Here is a 15,554-nt window from a genome sequence, read left to right as displayed (position 1 = left end):
GGCGGCCGATCAGCCCCGGTCGGTGACCATCGACAGGATCCGGGGCAGCGGCGTCCAGTCGGTGGAGACGACCGACGCCGACCGGCCCGCGAGTTCGAGGACCCGGGCCCGGGCGTCCGCCTCGCCGGGAGCGACCGGGTCGAGCGCCGGAGCCACCTTGTGGGCGTCGGCCATGACGACGAGATAGCCGTTGTCCCGGTACCACTCGGTGTCGATGCCGCCGCCCGTGAAGTCCGTCGCGTCCCCGTCGAACACCACGAACCACGGCCGCAGGCCGGCGTCGTAGCGCTCGCGCGGATCGCCCGCCTGCGCGTTGTGCACCGCGGGGAACGCGGCGGCGAGTCCGAGACCGCCCACGCGGGCCAGGTCCGACAGGTGCGCCGCGTAGGCACGGTCGGTCCACCACGTGTCGAGTGGGTTGCTCTCCTGCACGGTCCCCGGGATCAGCTCGAACAGGAACTTCCCGCGCAGCGCCTCCCGCGCGGGCCAACCCGCGGCGCGGACGGTGTCGTCGAGCGTCGCGGCGGACGGCCCGCCGTGGGCCAGGAGATCGGCCGGCCCGAACACCGCGTCCCCGAGGTGGCTGCGCACCAGCGCGTCGAACTCGGCCGGCCCGCGACCGAACGGCGCGGTGAAGCCGTCCTTCATCTCGACCTTCACCATGACCGGCGGATGGTTCGGGTTCGCGTCGTGCCACGTTCGCAGGTCGTCGAGACAGCCGCCCAGGAACTGATCGCGCGGACCCGTACGGAGCTGTGCAACCGACGTCGCTCCCGCGCAGTTGTTGTCGTTCGCGATCGGGTTCGAGTGCGACACACGCCAGTCCGGGCCCGCCGCGTTGGTCCACACGTCCAGCTCGATCAGGCCGGCCCCGGCGTCGAGAGCGTCGGTGAGGTACGGGTAGCGATGCTTCTCGTACGTGTTGTGGACACCCACCGACGTCACGTCGGAGTAGCGCGGCGCCACCGGGCCGGAATCCGCTCGCGCCGTTGCCGGTACGAGCACGATGAACACGGCGAGTGCGGTCGTCACGATCCCCGCGAGAGACGTCCTGGACATCCGGTGCACACTACCCACGTGTCGGCGCTCGCGGACACCTTTCGTCGACGACGGGTCAGCGCCAACTCGGCAGCCACAGCTCCCGCTGCCACGTCTCCGGGGTGATCGGCATTGCCGTGAGGATCGGCCACAGCCACACGAAGTTCGCGACCACGAGCCCCACGTACAGGCACACCGCGAGCAGCCCGGTTCCGCGCCGCTCGGCCGAATCCTTCACCGTGCCGATAATCTCGCCGAGGATCAGCGCGATCGCCATCACGAAGAACGGGGCCAGCGCGACCGCGTAGAAGTAGTACATCTGCCGGTCCAGCGTCACGAACCACGGCAGCAGGGCAGCGCCGTACCCGGTGAGCACGGTCGCGTACCGCCAGTCGCGGCTCACGAAGGTCCGCCACAGGGCCCACCCGAGCACCGGAAACGCCAGCCACCACATCGCGGGCGTGCCGATCAGCATGACCGCCTTGACGCAGCTCGGCCCGCCGCAGCCGGACACGTGCTCGCCCTCGGCGTAGTAGTACAGCATCGGCCGCAGGCCCATCGGCCACGTCCACGGCTTCGACTCCCACGGGTGGTGGTTGCCCGCCGAATTCGTGAGCCCCGCATGGAACTCGAGCACCTTCGCGCTGTAGTACCACAGGGACCGCAGCGCGTCCGGCACGAACGCGAACGGGCCACCGGTACCGACCTCGTTGCCCACCGCGTGCCGGTCCACACCGGTCTCGCTCGCGAACCACGCACCGTACGTGGCCAGGTAGACGCCGAGCGGCACCAGCACCAGCGCGTACAGCGACGGGCCGATGTCGCGGATCGCGGTCCCGACCCACGGCCGGCGTACCCCGTACGCGCGGCGGGCCGCGATGTCGAAGCCGACGCACATGAGTCCGAAGAAGGCGATGAAGTACATGCCGGACCACTTGGTGCCGCACGCCAGCCCGAGCATGATGCCCGCGCCGAAACGCCACCACCGGAAGCCGAGCCGCGGCCCGAAGTCGGTGACGTCGATGCGGCCCTCCGCCCGCACCCGGGCCATCCGCTCGCGCACCTGGTCGCGGTCGACGACGAGGCAGCCCAGTGCCGCGGTGGTGAACAGGGCCAGGAAGATGTCGAGCATTCCCAGCCGCGACGAGACGAACGTGACACCGTCGACGATGAGGAGGATGCCGGCGATCGCGCCGATCAGTGTCGACCGGGTCATCCGCCGCACGATGCGGACGACGAGCAGCACGAGGATCGTGCCCGCCATCGCGGACGCGAACCGCCAGCCCCACGCGTTGTAGCCGAACAGTGCCTCGCCGATCGCGATCAACTGTTTGCCGACCGGGGGATGCACCACCAGCCCGTAGGCAGGGTTGTCCTCGATGCCGCCACCGGTGAGCACTTGCCAGCCCTGCGGCGCGTAGTGCTTCTCGTCGAAGACCGGTGTCCCGGCGTCGGTGGGGTAGTTCAGCATCGTGAACCGGGTGATCGCCGCGAGCGCCGTCACGATCGCCGTCACGATCCAGCCGCGTCGCCGATCGGTCGGGCCGAAGTCGGGGGCAGGCGCGAGTGGCGCCGGGCTCACGAGTCGGGCACTGCCGGACGACGGCACGGGGCGCTCGTCCGTCAGTTGGGTCACGAGTCGATCGTAGGCTGTCACCCATGACTGGTCGCCTTGTCCTCGCCGCAACTCCGATGGGCGACATCGGTGATGCCTCCGATCGACTGCGCAGCGCGCTCGGATCCGCCGACGTCGTCGCCGCGGAGGACACCCGTCGCACCAAAGCCCTCGCGGCCGCGTTGGGCGTCACGATCACCGGCCGGGTGGTGAGTTTCTACGACCAGGTCGAGGTCAACCGGTTGCCGGCGCTGCTCACCGATCTAGAGGAGGGGCGGACGGTCCTGCTGGTCACCGACGCCGGGATGCCGTCGGTGAGCGACCCCGGCTACCGGTTGGTCGCGGCGTGCGTCGAGAAGGACCTCCCGGTGACGTGCCTGCCGGGACCGTCCGCGGTCACGACGGCGCTGGCGCTGTCGGGGCTACCGGTCGAGCGCTTCTGCTTCGACGGGTTCCCGCCGCGCAAACAGGGGCAGCGGCGTGCGTGGCTGGAGATGCTGCGAACCGAGCAGCGTGCCTGTGTGTTCTTCGAGGCGCCGCATCGGCTCGCGGCCTGCCTCGACGATGCCGTGGACGTCCTGGGCGGGGAGCGGCGGGCCGCCGTCTGCCGCGAGCTGACCAAGACCTACGAAGAGGTCCGCAGGGGCACGCTGGCAGAGCTGGCCGAGTGGGCGGTCGACGGCGCCCGAGGCGAAATCACGGTCGTCCTCGAAGGTGCGCAGCCGGTATCCGCCGATCCCGAGGATCTGGTCGGAGAGGTGGAGCGCCTCGTCGCGGAGGGCGTCCGGCTCAAGGACGCGTGCGCTCAGGTCGCCGCGGAGAAGTCGCTGGGCGTGTCGAAGCGTGAGTTGTACGAGACGGTGCTCGCGGCGCGTCGGGACTGATACCCCGCGCATTCGATGTGTGGGGCGGTTTGCCGACCCCCGCCGACCCCCGACGAACGACTCACCCGTGGGCGGGAACTTCGATCGAGATCGAAGCCCCGCCCGACGGGGTCGCGGCCGCATCGGCGGGGGCCGCACCCAACAGCACCATCAGCCCCACAGTCGCCGCGATCACGAGAGTGGCCGCCACTGCCGGCGGTGTTTTCGCCGTCAACTTCGTCGCTCGTTCGATCATCGCGCGCTCCTCCTCCGTGGCGTGCGCCGGCCGGGACTACCCCTCGTCGATCTTCAGCCCCAACCGGCAACCGCGCCGCCGGCGCTGGGGCCGTTGTGCGTCGATGTCGACTTTGCCCCGCTTGACGGAACACAGAAACCGACAAGTCCGCACGAGGCGCTATCATCGCAGTTCGCAGGCGGTGAGGAATTAATCCGCAGCGGAATTTGAGCGGTCGTCCATGTCCTTCCCGGGTCCTCCTCGGGGTGCGGAAGCGGACGCGAATCGGACCAACCGTCGGGGCTGGAGGAGGGAACGCGGGCGATGACGTCCGACACGGATCAGACGCCGGACGCCGAGCAGTCGGGCTCCCAGGCGCGTCTGTTCTTCGCCGACCAATTGCGGCTGTTGTTCGCGACCGCGGGTGGACCGCCACTGAAGAAGGTGGTGTCCGAAGCCGCGGCCCTCACGCGCTCGATGGGCGGAGAGAAGCCGGCGTCGGTCCAACGCATCAGCGACTGGCGCTCGGGCAAGAGGATGCCCGCCACGTTCGAGTCGGTGCGTCCGGTGCTGGCCGTGCTGATCCGGATGGCGCGCTCACTGAACGTCGCGCAACCGCCCACCGACGGTCTGTTCTCGATGCGGCAGTGGGAGACGTGGTGGCGCAGTGCCAACGCGGTCCCCGCGACCCGGACCGGTGGCGGGAGCGCCGAGTCGGCCGTCCCGGCCCTCCCTGCGGGCGTGCGGCCGTACCGGGGGCTCGCCCCCTACCGGGAGAAGGACGAGCGACTGTTCTTCGGTCGACGGGACAGCATGAGCTCCCTCGTCGCCGCCGTGCTGTCGGCGCAGGGACAGGGCCTGGTGATCGTCACCGGCGCGTCCGGTGTGGGCAAGTCCTCGCTCGTGCAGGCAGGTCTCATCCCCGAGCTGCGCGGACACGACCGCGGCGAGGGCAGGACCGCGTTCGCGCCGATCGTGTTCGCGCCCGGACCGCACCCGCTGGACGCTCTGGTCGCGGCCGTGCCGGAGCTGGAGAAGTGCGTCGCGGCGCCGGAGCACGAGCAGGTCGACCTGGCGCTGCGAGAGGCCGCGCACCGGGTGGGGGCCGCCCAGGTCCTGCTGGTCGTCGACCAGATCGAGGAGCTGTTCACCCAGTGCACCGATCCGGATCAGCGCACGCGGTTCCTCACGGTGCTCGATTTCGCGGCAACCGCCCGGTTCGGCCACGAGCCGTCCGAGACGCCGTCCGTCGTCGCGACCATGCGCTCGGATTTCTACGCGCAGGCCCTGGCCTATCCGGTGCTCGCTCGTGCGCTGGAGCAGCGCAGCAAGGCCGTCGCGCCGCTGCTGCGCGAGGACGTCGTCGAGGTGATCACCCAGCCGGCCCGGATGATCGGCCTCAAGCTCGAGACCGGACTGGTCGACCTGATCCTCAACGACCTCGGTGTGCTCACGGCCGCGTCACCCAACCCGCAGGACGGGAGCGACGCCGTGCCGCCCGAGGGCAGCGGCACCGTGCTGCCGCTCGTCTCGCACCTGCTCGACACGATGTGGGAGCGGCGCCGGGGCGGTCAGCTGACCATCGCGAACTACCGCGCCACCGGCGGTGTGCTCGGATCCATCGCCGCCGCCGCCGAGCAGGCCTGGGAACAACTCGACGAACGCGGCCGCGTCCTCGCGCGGGCGATGATGGTGCACCTGGTGTACGTCACGAGTACGGGCACCGACGTCAAGATCCGCCGCACACTCGCACAGATCGTCGCCTTCGAAGGCGACGACATCGGCGCCGGTCGGCGCGTGGTCGACCACTTCGTCAACGCTCGCGTACTCGTCGTCGACGGCGACGACGTCGAACTGATCCACGACGCGGTGATCGCAACGTGGCCGCGGCTCGCGACCTGGATCCAGGAGGACCGCTCCTACTCGGCGCTGCGGCAGCAGGTCGAGACCGACGCTGTCCACTGGGACGACGCGAAGCGCAACCACAGCCTGCTCTACCACCGAGGCCGCCTGGACCTGCTGTCCGAGCATGCCGCGAAACGTGCCGACAGCGCCGCCGCTACCGCAGAGGGCGGGATCCCCGCCGTGGCGGCCTCGCTCACGCCGGCGGCCGCCGACTTCCTCGACGCGTCTGTCCGCCAGGTTCGACGTCAGTCCTGGATGGAGCGGAGCGTGATGGCGGCCCTCGCGTTCTGCGCCGTCATCGCGGTGGTCATGGGCGTCATGGCGCTGGCCGCGAAGTCCCGCGCCGAGAACGAGCGCAGCGCGGCGCAGTTCCAGCAGGTCGTGGCACTGGCCGACGCGCTGCGCGACAGCGACCCCACTACGTCGGCGCAGCTCTCGCTCGCGGCGTGGCAGATGCGCCCGGGGAGCGACGACGCCTTCTCTCGCTTGGTCGCGACCGAGAACACACCGATCTCGCGCGAGCTGCCCGGACACACCGGACCCATCTACGGGGTGGCGATCTCGGCCGACGGCCGGACGCTCGCGACGGCGAGCGACGACCGGACAGTGCGCTTGTGGGATTTCACCGATCCGTCCGACCCGGTCCAGCTGGGCGCGGACCTGACCGGCTCGGATCAGTACATGGCGTCGGTGTCGTTCAGCCACGACGGTCGACTCCTCGCCGCGGGCAGCGGCGACGGCGCGATGTGGATCTGGGACGTGACCGACCGCGCCGCGCCGCGTCCGCTGGTGGAGGGCATGCGGTCGGCGCCCGGCGCCGTGCACAACGTGCGGTTCAGCCCCGACGGCCGGCTTCTCGCGGTCCCGCACGACAACGGCACCGTCACCCTCGTCGACACGTCCGACCCCGACTCCGGACGGTTCCCCACCTGGACACTGCAGGGCCACGCGGGTGGGGTGCGGACGGTGTCGTTCCGCGGGGACTCGGTGCTCGCGACGTCGAGCGACGACCGCACCGTCCGGGTGTGGGACATCGCCGATCCGGCGCACCCCGTACAGATCGGGCGTGAGCTGTCGGGCTTCGACGACGTGGTGCACTCGGTCGCGTTCAGCCCGGACGGCCGCAGCCTGGCCGCGAGCAGCGACGACGGGTTGATCCGGATGTTCGACACCACCGATCTTGCGAACATCCGCCCGATCGACACCCCGGTGCAGGCGCACACGGGCGGCATCTGGACCATCGCGTTCGCCGCGGACGGCGCGACGCTCGCGAGCGCGTCGTGGGACGGGACCGCGAAATTGTGGTCGGTGGACCCGGCGACGCGCGTCCTGCACGAGATGAAGCCGGCGCTCAGCGGTAACGGCGGCGGGGTGCCCGCGCTCGCGCTCTCCCCGGACGGGGGTGCCATCGTCACCGGCGGCCAGGACTCGGTCCTTCGGGTCTGGACATTGGCGCCCGGAACGGTTCCGGTGTCGGATTCGCAGCTGACGTTGCCGTCGATGAACCGGGCCGGTTCGCTGCTGGCGACCGCCGGATACGACACGGCGGTGCGACTGTGGGCGGTCGACGGGCAGGGGCGCCTCGAGCGGGTCGGGTCGATCGAAGTGCCGCGACCGCGGGGCGGGGCGAACGTCGCAGCGCTCTCACCGGACGGCGCCCTTCTCGCGACCACGCAGACCTCTGGTGGGCACGTGCAGTTGTGGGATGTGCGGGATCCGGCAAAGCCGACACCGTTGGGGCCGGCCATCGTCACCGCGACCCGGTTCACGTGGGAGATGGCGTTCAGCCCGGACGGGCGGACCCTGGCGATCGGCGACGACGACTTCAGCGTCGCGCTGTGGAACATCGAGGATCCCCTGGTGCCCGTCATCCGGGGCCGGAGCCTGACCGGGCCGCACAATCTGGTGCGCAGCGCCCAGTTCAGCCCGAGCGGTGACGTGCTGGTGGTGGCGAGCGCCGACGGCGACGTCCACGCGTGGGACGTCACCGACCCGTCGAGGCCCTCGCCGAGGGAGCTGAAGGGCGGCGGTCACGAGGGGGGCGTCAACGCCATTTCGTTCAGTCCGGACGGTTCGACGCTGGTCACCGCGAGTGACGACCACACGTTGCTGTTGTGGGATCGCAACGCGGCCGGCGGATTCGACCAGCGTCCGGAGCCGCTGCGGGGCCACACCGGCACGGTGTACAGCGTCGCGTTCACGGCCGACGGATCCCACGTCGTGAGCGGTAGTGACGACGGCTCGGTCCTGTTGTGGAGCGTGGCCGACGACGGCGAGGCCGTCGGAGGTCCCTTGACGACGATCGGCAAGGGACGTTGGCAGGTGACGACCATGCCGCGGACCGACACGATCGTCGCCGGTGGCGGTGACGGCGTGCTGCGAATGTGGCGGCTCGACACGGACACGATCACCCGACGGATCTGCGCAGCTACCTCGGAACTGACGCAGGACCGGCCGGCGCACTTCGAGATGCCGGAGTCGGGGCAGGATGCGTGCGGGACGCGGTGAGCGTCACGATGCTGCGGGCCTTGTCGAGGCATTCCTGCCATTCGGCGGCGGGATCGGAGTCGATCGTGATGCCGCCGCCGACGCCGAGTTCGACGCGGCCGGTCGGGTCGAACTCGACGGTGCGGATCGCGACGTTGAGCTCGAGCCCGGCGACCGGGCTGTGCATCCCGACGGTGCCGCAGTAGACGCCCCGCGGCTCCGGCTCCCACTGCGCGAGCAGTTGTCGGGCCGAGTGTTTGGGGCATCCGGTGACCGACGCGGGCGGGAAGGTGGCGTCGATCAGTTCGGCGGCGTCGACGGTGTCGGGGACCGTCGCTTCGACCGTGGAGACCAGGTGCCAGACGCCGGGTGCCGGTTTGACCCGCAGTAGATCGGTGACCCGCACGGACCCCGGCTCGGCGACCTGGCCGAGATCGTTGCGGACGAGGTCGACGATCATCACGTTCTCGGCGACGTCCTTGACCGAGCCGCGGAGCAGTTCGGGATTCTCGCCGAGCGGCAGCGTGCCCTTGATGGGGCTCGACGTGACGGTGCCGCCGCGGCGCGACAGGAACACCTCGGGGGAGAGCGACGCCACGGCGCCCCACGAACCCTGCACGAAGGCGGCCCGGCTGGGGCGGGTCCTCTCGACGGCGTCGGCGAAGAAGTCGCCGGGCAGTCCCGAGCTGGTGCCGTGGAACCGCGCGCACACACACGCCTGGTAGACGTCGCCGCGGGCGATGGCGTCCAGGCAGTCCTCGACGCCGCGGCGATGCGCGTGCCGGTCCGGTTCGGTCCAGTCGATGTGCCACGGCTCGGACCGCGGGTCCGGGTGGAGCACCGCGTCTGCGACGTCGTCGGGGCACGGCTCGCCCCGCAGGCTCTCGAACCACCAGCAGCCCGACGAGTCGAGTCGAAGGACGTGATCGGTCCAGCCGCCGGCCGCCGCGGGCAGCGCCCCGGTCCGGTCGGGGTAGGCGCGGTACCCGATCCATCCGCCGCCGACCATCAGCCCGTCCGGTACCGGTGTTTCACGTGAGACGGATTCCGGAGGCCCGAGCAGTGTGAATGCCGCTGCTGGATCGCACGGCGCCGCCTGCAGGCTGGGTGCGATCACCGCGGCGGTTCCGAACCAGCTTCCGGTCAGGCCGGCCGGCGGGGGAAGCTGCCGCGCCCGAGCCCGCCGAGCCAGTGCGCGGAACACGTCGGCGGCGGTGCCACCGTCTCCGAGCCGCTCGATCCGCATCGGTCCAGCTTTCCATGAGGTGCGGGCGGCACCGCCATCGGTCCGCGGTGATCTCGATCGGGCCGACACCCGGTGTGTGGCCGGTGCCTCATCGTGGGATCGCCTGTGCGGCCGGTGACAGCGAGGCGTCGTCGGCCGCGGATTGCCCGGCGTGCCAGCCGTCGGCGTCGACGGTGCGGCTCCGGGACGCCCTGGTGGTCGGGAACAGTCGCTCGAACTCGGCGTCCACCGCCGCGGATCGCGCGGCCAGCACTGGCAGCAGGTCGTCGATCCGGACGTCGGCGTCCACCGCGGCCTCGGCGGTGGCGCGGCTGTCGGTCTCCTTGAGGCGCTGCCCGATGCGCACCGCGAATCCGAACAGGAATGCCTTGCGGAACGACGCCTTTCGGGAGGTGCTCGCGTCGCGGTTTCCGGCCGCCTGCATCGCGCGGGTGGCCTGGACCAGCAGCGACGTGAACAGCAGGTCGACCTGTTCGAGGTCGAGCGGGCTGCCCACGACCGTCGCGATCGCGAACCGGTCGAACCACACCGTCCGAACGCGATTGGCCTCGCCGATCGCGGTGAGGAGATGGACCTTCTCCCGCACGTACGGGTTGTCGAGGTGGAGGCGGCGACTGTGGACCGCGCTGGACGCCGGACCGCTGCCGCTCAGCAGGGCGGTGTTGATCGCGTACCGCGTCATGAGGTCCTGCGCCTTCGCGGTGAAGGTCTCGGCCTCCTCGACGAACTCGGTTGCCTCGGCTTTGGCGAGCAGCCCGCGAATCCTGCCGAGCAGTTTGGGATCGACGGCTTCGGGGACCTCGGTGCCGGGACCGTCGTGCTGCGCGCGCGCGTGCGGCCACGCGGACGGCGGCTCGCACAGCTGGTTGAGCCGCGGGAACTCGAGCCACAGCACCGTCAGGTCGATCCAGTCGCGCACCCCGATCTGCCAGCCGACGGCGTCGAGGGCCGCGGCGAAGTCGTCGGGGTCGCAGCGGGGCGGCAGCTCGTCGGCGAACCGGGCCGCGTCGGGTTCGCCGTCCGCGATCCGGGTGAGCTGCGCCCGCCACTCGCGCGGCGCCCGGCCCGCGGTGCCGGAGGTGCGGGCCTGGAAGAGCACCGCTGCGGCGGCGGTCGGTGCCGCAGCGGCGCCGAGGGCGCGCCGGGTCACGTGCATCACGTCGGCCGGCTGCCAGCCGCGCTCGTAGGCGTCGGCGAGGGCGGCCATGAGGCCGGCCGCCGACCGCTGCCGCGGCGGCACGCAGTCACCGGCGAGGCGTTCCCGTGTTCGAAAGTATGTTCTATTGCTCCCCATGCGTGCGAGTGTGCACGAGGGGACCGACAACTTTCGGCGAGCGACTACTCGTCGGTCGATTCCTCGACGTACCGCGGGAACACACCGACCGGCTTGGGCAGCGGCGTACCGGCGAGGATGCGGTTCCCGAGGTCCGCGAAGGTGCGAGCGTCGGGGGTCTGGCCCAGCAGGTCGAGGATCTTCTCGGCCGAACCCGGCATCACCGGCTGGACGAGGATGCCGACGATGCGGACCACCTCGAGGGTCACGTACAGGACCGTGGCCATGCGGGCCGGATCGGTCTTGCGCAGCACCCACGGCTCCTGCTGCGAGAAGTACCGATTGGTCTCGCCCAGCACGTGCCAGATCGCCTCGAGCGCGAGGTGCAGCGCCTGCACGTCGAACTCGGCGCGAACCTTCTCGAGCAGGGCGTCGGCCTGCGCGAGCAGCGTGCGGTCGTCGTCGGTGAGCTCACCCGGCGTCGGGACCTGCGCGTCGCAGTTCTTCGCGACCATCGACAGCGACCGCTGCGCCAGGTTGCCCAGCTCGTTCGCCAGGTCCGTGTTCATGCGGGTGACGATGGCCTCGTGGCTGTAGCTGCCGTCCTGGCCGTACGAGATCTCGCGCAGCAGGAAGAAGCGGACGGCGTCGAGGCCGTACTGCTCCACCATCGCGAGCGGGTCGACGACGTTGCCGACCGACTTCGACATCTTCTCGCCCTTGTTGAACAGGAATCCGTGCACGAAGACGCGCTTCGGCAGTTCGACACCGGCCGACATCAGGAACGCCGGCCAGTACACGGTGTGGAACCGCGTGATGTCCTTGCCGATGATGTGCAGGTTCGCGGGCCAGTACCGCTCGAACTCGTCCGAATCGGTGTTCGGGAAGCCCGCGCCGGTGAGGTAGTTGGTGAGCGCGTCCACCCACACGTACATGACGTGTGCGGGGTCGCCGGGCACCGGAACGCCCCAGTCGAAGGTGGTGCGCGAGATCGACAGGTCCTTGAGTCCGCTCTTGACGAAGCTCAGGATCTCGTTGCGGCGGGTGGCCGGCGCGATGAAGTCCGGGTTCTCCTCGTAGTGCGCGAGCAGGCGGTCCTGGTACTTCGACAGCCGGAACGTGTAGTTCGACTCCTCGGTCCACTCGACCGGCGTGCCGGTCTCGGTGGCGATGCGGGTGCCGTCGTCGAGGACGGTCGTCTCCTCCTCGGCGTGGAAGGCCTCGTCGCGGACCGAGTACCACCCCGAGTAGGTGTCGAGGTAGATGTCGCCGGCCGCCTCCATCCGTTCCCAGATCGCCTTGCTGGCCTCGAGGTGATCGGTGTCCGTCGTGCGGATGAACCGGTCGTAGGAGATGCCCAGGACCTTGTCCATGGCCTGGAACACGTCCGAGTTGCGCGCCGCGAGGTCGCGGACGTCGATGCCTTCCTTGGCTGCCGTCTGCTGCATCTTCAGGCCGTGCTCGTCGGTGCCGGTCATGAAGAACACGTCGAATCCGTCGAGACGCTTGAAGCGTGCGATCGCGTCCGACGAGATGTACTCGTAGGCGTGCCCGATGTGCGGGACGCCGTTGGGGTACGCGATCGCGGTCGTCAGATAGAACGGCGGCCGGGCGGGCTGGGCGGGCGAGGAAGGCACAGTCATGGTGCGCCTACTCTATCGACGTGAGCAAAGATCGTCCCGCCCCGGACCTGCCCGAGCCGCTTTTTCCGCTCGTCGACGCCCACACCCACCTCGACGCGTGTGGTGCCACGGACGCTGCGAGCGTGCGGGAGATCGTCGATCGCGCGGCGTCGGTCGGCGTCGAGCGGGTCGTCACGGTGGCCGACGATCTGGCGGCCGCGCAGTTCGCGGTCGACGCCGCGAACTGGGACGACCGGGTCTTCGCGGCGGTCGCGATCCATCCCACGCGGGCGAATGCCCTCGACGACCCGACAAAGGCGGAGATCGAGCGGCTCGCGGCGGACCCTCGCGTCGTCGCGGTGGGCGAGACCGGCCTGGACCTGTACTGGCCGGGCAAGCTCGACGGCTGCGCCACGCCCGAGGAACAGGAGGACGGCTTCCGCTGGCACATCGACCTGGCGAAGCGTCTGGGCAAGCCGTTGATGATCCACAACCGCGAGGCCGACAACGACCTGCTGCGCGTCCTCGACTCCGAGGGCGCCCCCGACACGGTGATCTTTCACTGCTTCTCGTCCGACGCGACGATGGCGCGGGCCTGCGTCGACGCCGGCTACGTGCTGAGTTTCTCGGGCACCGTCAGCTTCAAGAACGCCAAGGCGCTGCGCGAGGCCGCGCTGCTGGTCCCGGCGGATCAGTTGCTCGTCGAGACCGATGCGCCGTTCCTGACTCCGCACCCGTTCCGGGGCGCGCCGAACCAGTCGTACTGCCTGCCGTACACGCTGCGGGCGCTCGCCGAGGTGCGCGGCGAGGACCCCGCCGAGCTGGCGAAGGCCTCGACCGCGACCGCCGAACGCGTCTACCGGCTGCCCAGCCGCGACTGAGCCTCAGCGCCCATTCCTCGGCGTGATGCACGGAATCCCGCGCCCGTAGGCGAGAAATGGGTGCTCAGGCCGACGGGGGATTCTTCCGCGGCCGGATCCGGGCGTTCGGCAGCGGCGGAGCGGGCAGCCGCTGCACGGCACCGGCGTAACCCTCGACGGCTCCGAACCGGTCCGACTCGGCCTGCCATGCGTCGCGGAACTGCTCGATCTCCTCGTGGCTGCGGCCGACGAAGTTCCACCACATCACGATCTCCTCGCCGAACGGCTCGCCGCCGAGCAGCACGACGCGCGCCGGGTCATCGGTGAGGTTCGTGAGGGTCAGGGTCGACGCGCCGATCCCGACATAGCCGAGGTCGGCGCGGGCCAGGTCGATGTCCTCGATCCGGACCGCGCCGGTGTCGACGAGGGCGCCGTGCTCGAAGGCCGGGTCGACGTCCAGGCGCACCTGCGCCCGCGGCTCGAGCGTCAGTTCCGCGCCGAGCAGGGGAGTGAAGGTGTGGACGGGGGACCGGGATCCCGCGAGCGAGCCGAGAAACACCCGAGCAGACCCGCCCTCGAAGGCCACGACCGGCGGCACGTAGTGCTCGAAGTTCCGGGGAGCGTCGCGGGCCGCGTCGGGCAGGGCCACCCACAGCTGCACGCCGTGCAGGATCGTCGTGTCCGGCGTGGACACCTCGGAGTGGCAGATGCCGTGGCCGCCGGTCATGAGGTTGACTTCGCCGGGTCGGACCATCCCGTGGACACCGTGGCTGTCGCGGTGCTCGATCTCGCCGGTGAACAGCCAGCTGACGGTCTGCAGCCCGGTGTGCGGGTGCGGCGCGACGTCCATGCCGCCGGTGAGCGCGACGTCGTCGGGCCCGTAGTGGTCGGCGAAGCACCAGGCCCCGATCAGCGACCGTTGCCGTTGCGGCAGGGTCCGGCGCACGGGCATCGCGCGGGGCCCCCCGAGCGGCACCTCACGGGAGGTGATGATCTCGGTCAGCGGCCGCCCGGCGACGGGTTCGTCGGGCCCGTGCTCGCACTCGATCTCGGCCGGATCGGTTTCGACGTTGCTCATTTCCCCACCCTTTCACGCGCCCGCGGTGTGAGCGTCCGGACATTCGACGACCAAGCGCCCGTGACCGATTCGTGACTGACCAGCGGCGTTGTCGAGACGTTTGTTGCAGCATATGTGCTGATCGACACGTTGCGGTTGCCAGATCGCAGACCCACCGTTACCGTGCTGTGATCAACTTGTCGTCGGCCCCAGGACGTGTCGTGTCTCCTCTCGCCCGGATCAACACCGTCAGGTCGCCACTGCTCTACGCCGTGATCGCCGCCCTGTTCGTGACGCTTCTCGCCGGTGGCGGACTGGTCGTCGCTCGGCACAAGACGATCACCGTCGACGTCGACGGTGAGGCCGTCTCGCTCAGCACGTTGCGCTCGGACGTCGGGTCGATCCTGGACAGTGCCGGCTATCCGATCGGCGAGCACGACGTCGTCGCGCCCAGTGCCGACGCGAAGCTCTCGAACGGTGACACCGTCGTCCTGCGTCGCGGCCGCGAGATCGTGCTGACGGTCGACGGCGAGCGCCGGACGGTGTGGACGACGGCGCTGACGGTCGACGACGCGATGCGCCAGCTGAGCCTGGCCGGCGACGCATACGTGTCCGCGTCGCGAGGCCAGCGCATCCCGCTCGACGGCATGGAGTTCGATGTCCTCAACGCCAAGTCCGTGAAGGTCTCGGACGGCGGCGCCCCGCCGGTGGAGGCGCGGGTCGCGGCACCGACGGTCGGCGAGTTCCTGGCCGTCACGAAGGCGTCGCTCGAGCAGGCCGACACCGTGACGCCCGCGCCGGAGACGCCGCTCACCGACGGTCTGGAGATCGTCGTGACGCGCAACCGCACCGAGACTCGCACCGAGACCCACCCGATCCCGGCCCCGGAGCATCGCGTCGACGACCCGGAACTCGAGCAGGGCAAGACCACCGTCGAGAACCCGGGTGCGCCGGGTGAGCGGACGGTGACGGCGACGGTCGCGACGGTGAACGGCGCCGAGACGCATCGCCAGGAGCTGTCGTCGTCGGTGGTTCGTGAGCCGTCCGCGACGGTCGTGCGGGTTGGCACCAAGCCCAAGCCGTCGGCGCCGTCGGTGGCGAACGGCTCGGTGTGGGATTCGATCGCGCACTGCGAGGCCACGGGCAACTGGGCGATCAACAGCGGCAACGGCTACTACGGCGGCCTCCAGTTCAACCAGGGCACGTGGGAGGCGTACGGCGGCACCCAGTACGCTCCGCGTGCCGACCTGGCCACCCGCGAGCAGCAGATCGCTGTCGCCGAGAAGGTCCAGGCGGCGCAGGGCTGGGGAGCGTGGCCCGGCTGCACCAGCAAGTTGGGTCTCGGATAAGGAA

Annotated in this window: 11 protein-coding genes; 4 read left to right on the top strand and 7 right to left on the bottom strand. The window is 70.4% G+C overall.

The annotated features are described in order from the left end of the window. Positions 1–9 precede the first annotated feature (9 nt). Together ABI214_RS07285 and ABI214_RS07280 are read right to left on the bottom strand one after the other, a co-directional pair. Positions 10–1,059, bottom strand: coding sequence for a phosphatidylinositol-specific phospholipase C domain-containing protein (locus tag ABI214_RS07285; RefSeq protein WP_348608007.1), 1,050 nt, complete (start codon positions 1,057–1,059; stop codon positions 10–12). 55 nt (positions 1,060–1,114) lie between these two features. Continuing rightward, positions 1,115–2,674 carry a dolichyl-phosphate-mannose--protein mannosyltransferase gene (locus ABI214_RS07280; protein WP_348608004.1) on the bottom strand — a complete coding sequence of 520 codons (1,560 nt, stop codon included), beginning with the start codon at positions 2,672–2,674 and terminating at the stop codon, positions 1,115–1,117. A 23-nt stretch (positions 2,675–2,697) separates the two neighbouring features. Between ABI214_RS07280 and rsmI the strand changes: the two genes are divergently transcribed. Further along, positions 2,698–3,537, top strand: a complete 840-nt coding sequence (gene rsmI, locus ABI214_RS07275; RefSeq protein WP_348608001.1) for a 16S rRNA (cytidine(1402)-2'-O)-methyltransferase — start codon at positions 2,698–2,700, stop codon at positions 3,535–3,537. Between the two features lie 61 nt (positions 3,538–3,598). On the opposite strand, the gene ABI214_RS07270 is transcribed toward rsmI, so the two are convergent. Beyond that, on the bottom strand, positions 3,599–3,772 hold the full coding sequence (locus ABI214_RS07270; RefSeq protein WP_348607998.1) for a hypothetical protein: 174 nt from the start codon (positions 3,770–3,772) through the stop codon (positions 3,599–3,601). A gap of 303 nt (positions 3,773–4,075) precedes the next feature. Between ABI214_RS07270 and ABI214_RS07265 the strand changes: the two genes are divergently transcribed. Next, positions 4,076–8,164, top strand: a complete 4,089-nt coding sequence (locus ABI214_RS07265) for an NACHT and WD repeat domain-containing protein (protein WP_348607995.1) — start codon at positions 4,076–4,078, stop codon at positions 8,162–8,164. On the opposite strand, the gene ABI214_RS07260 is transcribed toward ABI214_RS07265, so the two are convergent. The 3 genes from ABI214_RS07260 to metG form a co-directional block, all read right to left on the bottom strand. Then, complete coding sequence (locus tag ABI214_RS07260) at positions 8,085–9,389, bottom strand: aminodeoxychorismate synthase component I (RefSeq protein WP_348607992.1); 1,305 nt, start codon at positions 9,387–9,389, stop codon at positions 8,085–8,087. The genes ABI214_RS07265 and ABI214_RS07260 overlap by 80 nt on opposite strands. An 88-nt stretch (positions 9,390–9,477) precedes the next feature. Then, positions 9,478–10,683, bottom strand: a complete 1,206-nt coding sequence (locus ABI214_RS07255) for a DUF2786 domain-containing protein (RefSeq protein ID WP_348607989.1) — start codon at positions 10,681–10,683, stop codon at positions 9,478–9,480. 44 nt (positions 10,684–10,727) lie between these two features. After that, a complete protein-coding gene (gene metG / locus ABI214_RS07250) occupies positions 10,728–12,305 on the bottom strand; it encodes a methionine--tRNA ligase (protein ID WP_348607986.1) in 1,578 nt (525 codons plus the stop codon). A gap of 20 nt (positions 12,306–12,325) precedes the next feature. On the opposite strand from metG, the gene ABI214_RS07245 reads away from it, so the two are divergent. Then, positions 12,326–13,165, top strand: coding sequence for a TatD family hydrolase (locus ABI214_RS07245; protein ID WP_348607983.1), 840 nt, complete (start codon positions 12,326–12,328; stop codon positions 13,163–13,165). 64 nt (positions 13,166–13,229) lie between these two features. Here the strand turns inward: ABI214_RS07245 and ABI214_RS07240 are convergent, their stop codons facing one another. Then, the gene (locus tag ABI214_RS07240; RefSeq protein ID WP_348607980.1) at positions 13,230–14,222 is read right to left on the bottom strand and encodes a pirin family protein; all 993 of its coding nucleotides are present in this window, start codon (positions 14,220–14,222) and stop codon (positions 13,230–13,232) included. A 200-nt stretch (positions 14,223–14,422) separates the two neighbouring features. Here ABI214_RS07240 and ABI214_RS07235 point away from each other — a divergent pair, with 200 nt between their 5' ends. Beyond that, positions 14,423–15,550, top strand: a complete 1,128-nt coding sequence (locus ABI214_RS07235) for a transglycosylase family protein (RefSeq protein WP_348607977.1) — start codon at positions 14,423–14,425, stop codon at positions 15,548–15,550. Positions 15,551–15,554: the final 4 nt, after the last annotated feature.

It is taken from the genome of Prescottella soli (genome assembly GCF_040024445.1).
In the GTDB taxonomy this organism is placed as follows: Bacteria; Actinomycetota; Actinomycetes; order Mycobacteriales; family Mycobacteriaceae; genus Prescottella; species Prescottella soli.
Note: the sequence above shows the minus strand (reverse complement) of the source record. Positions and strands in the feature narration are given on the sequence as shown.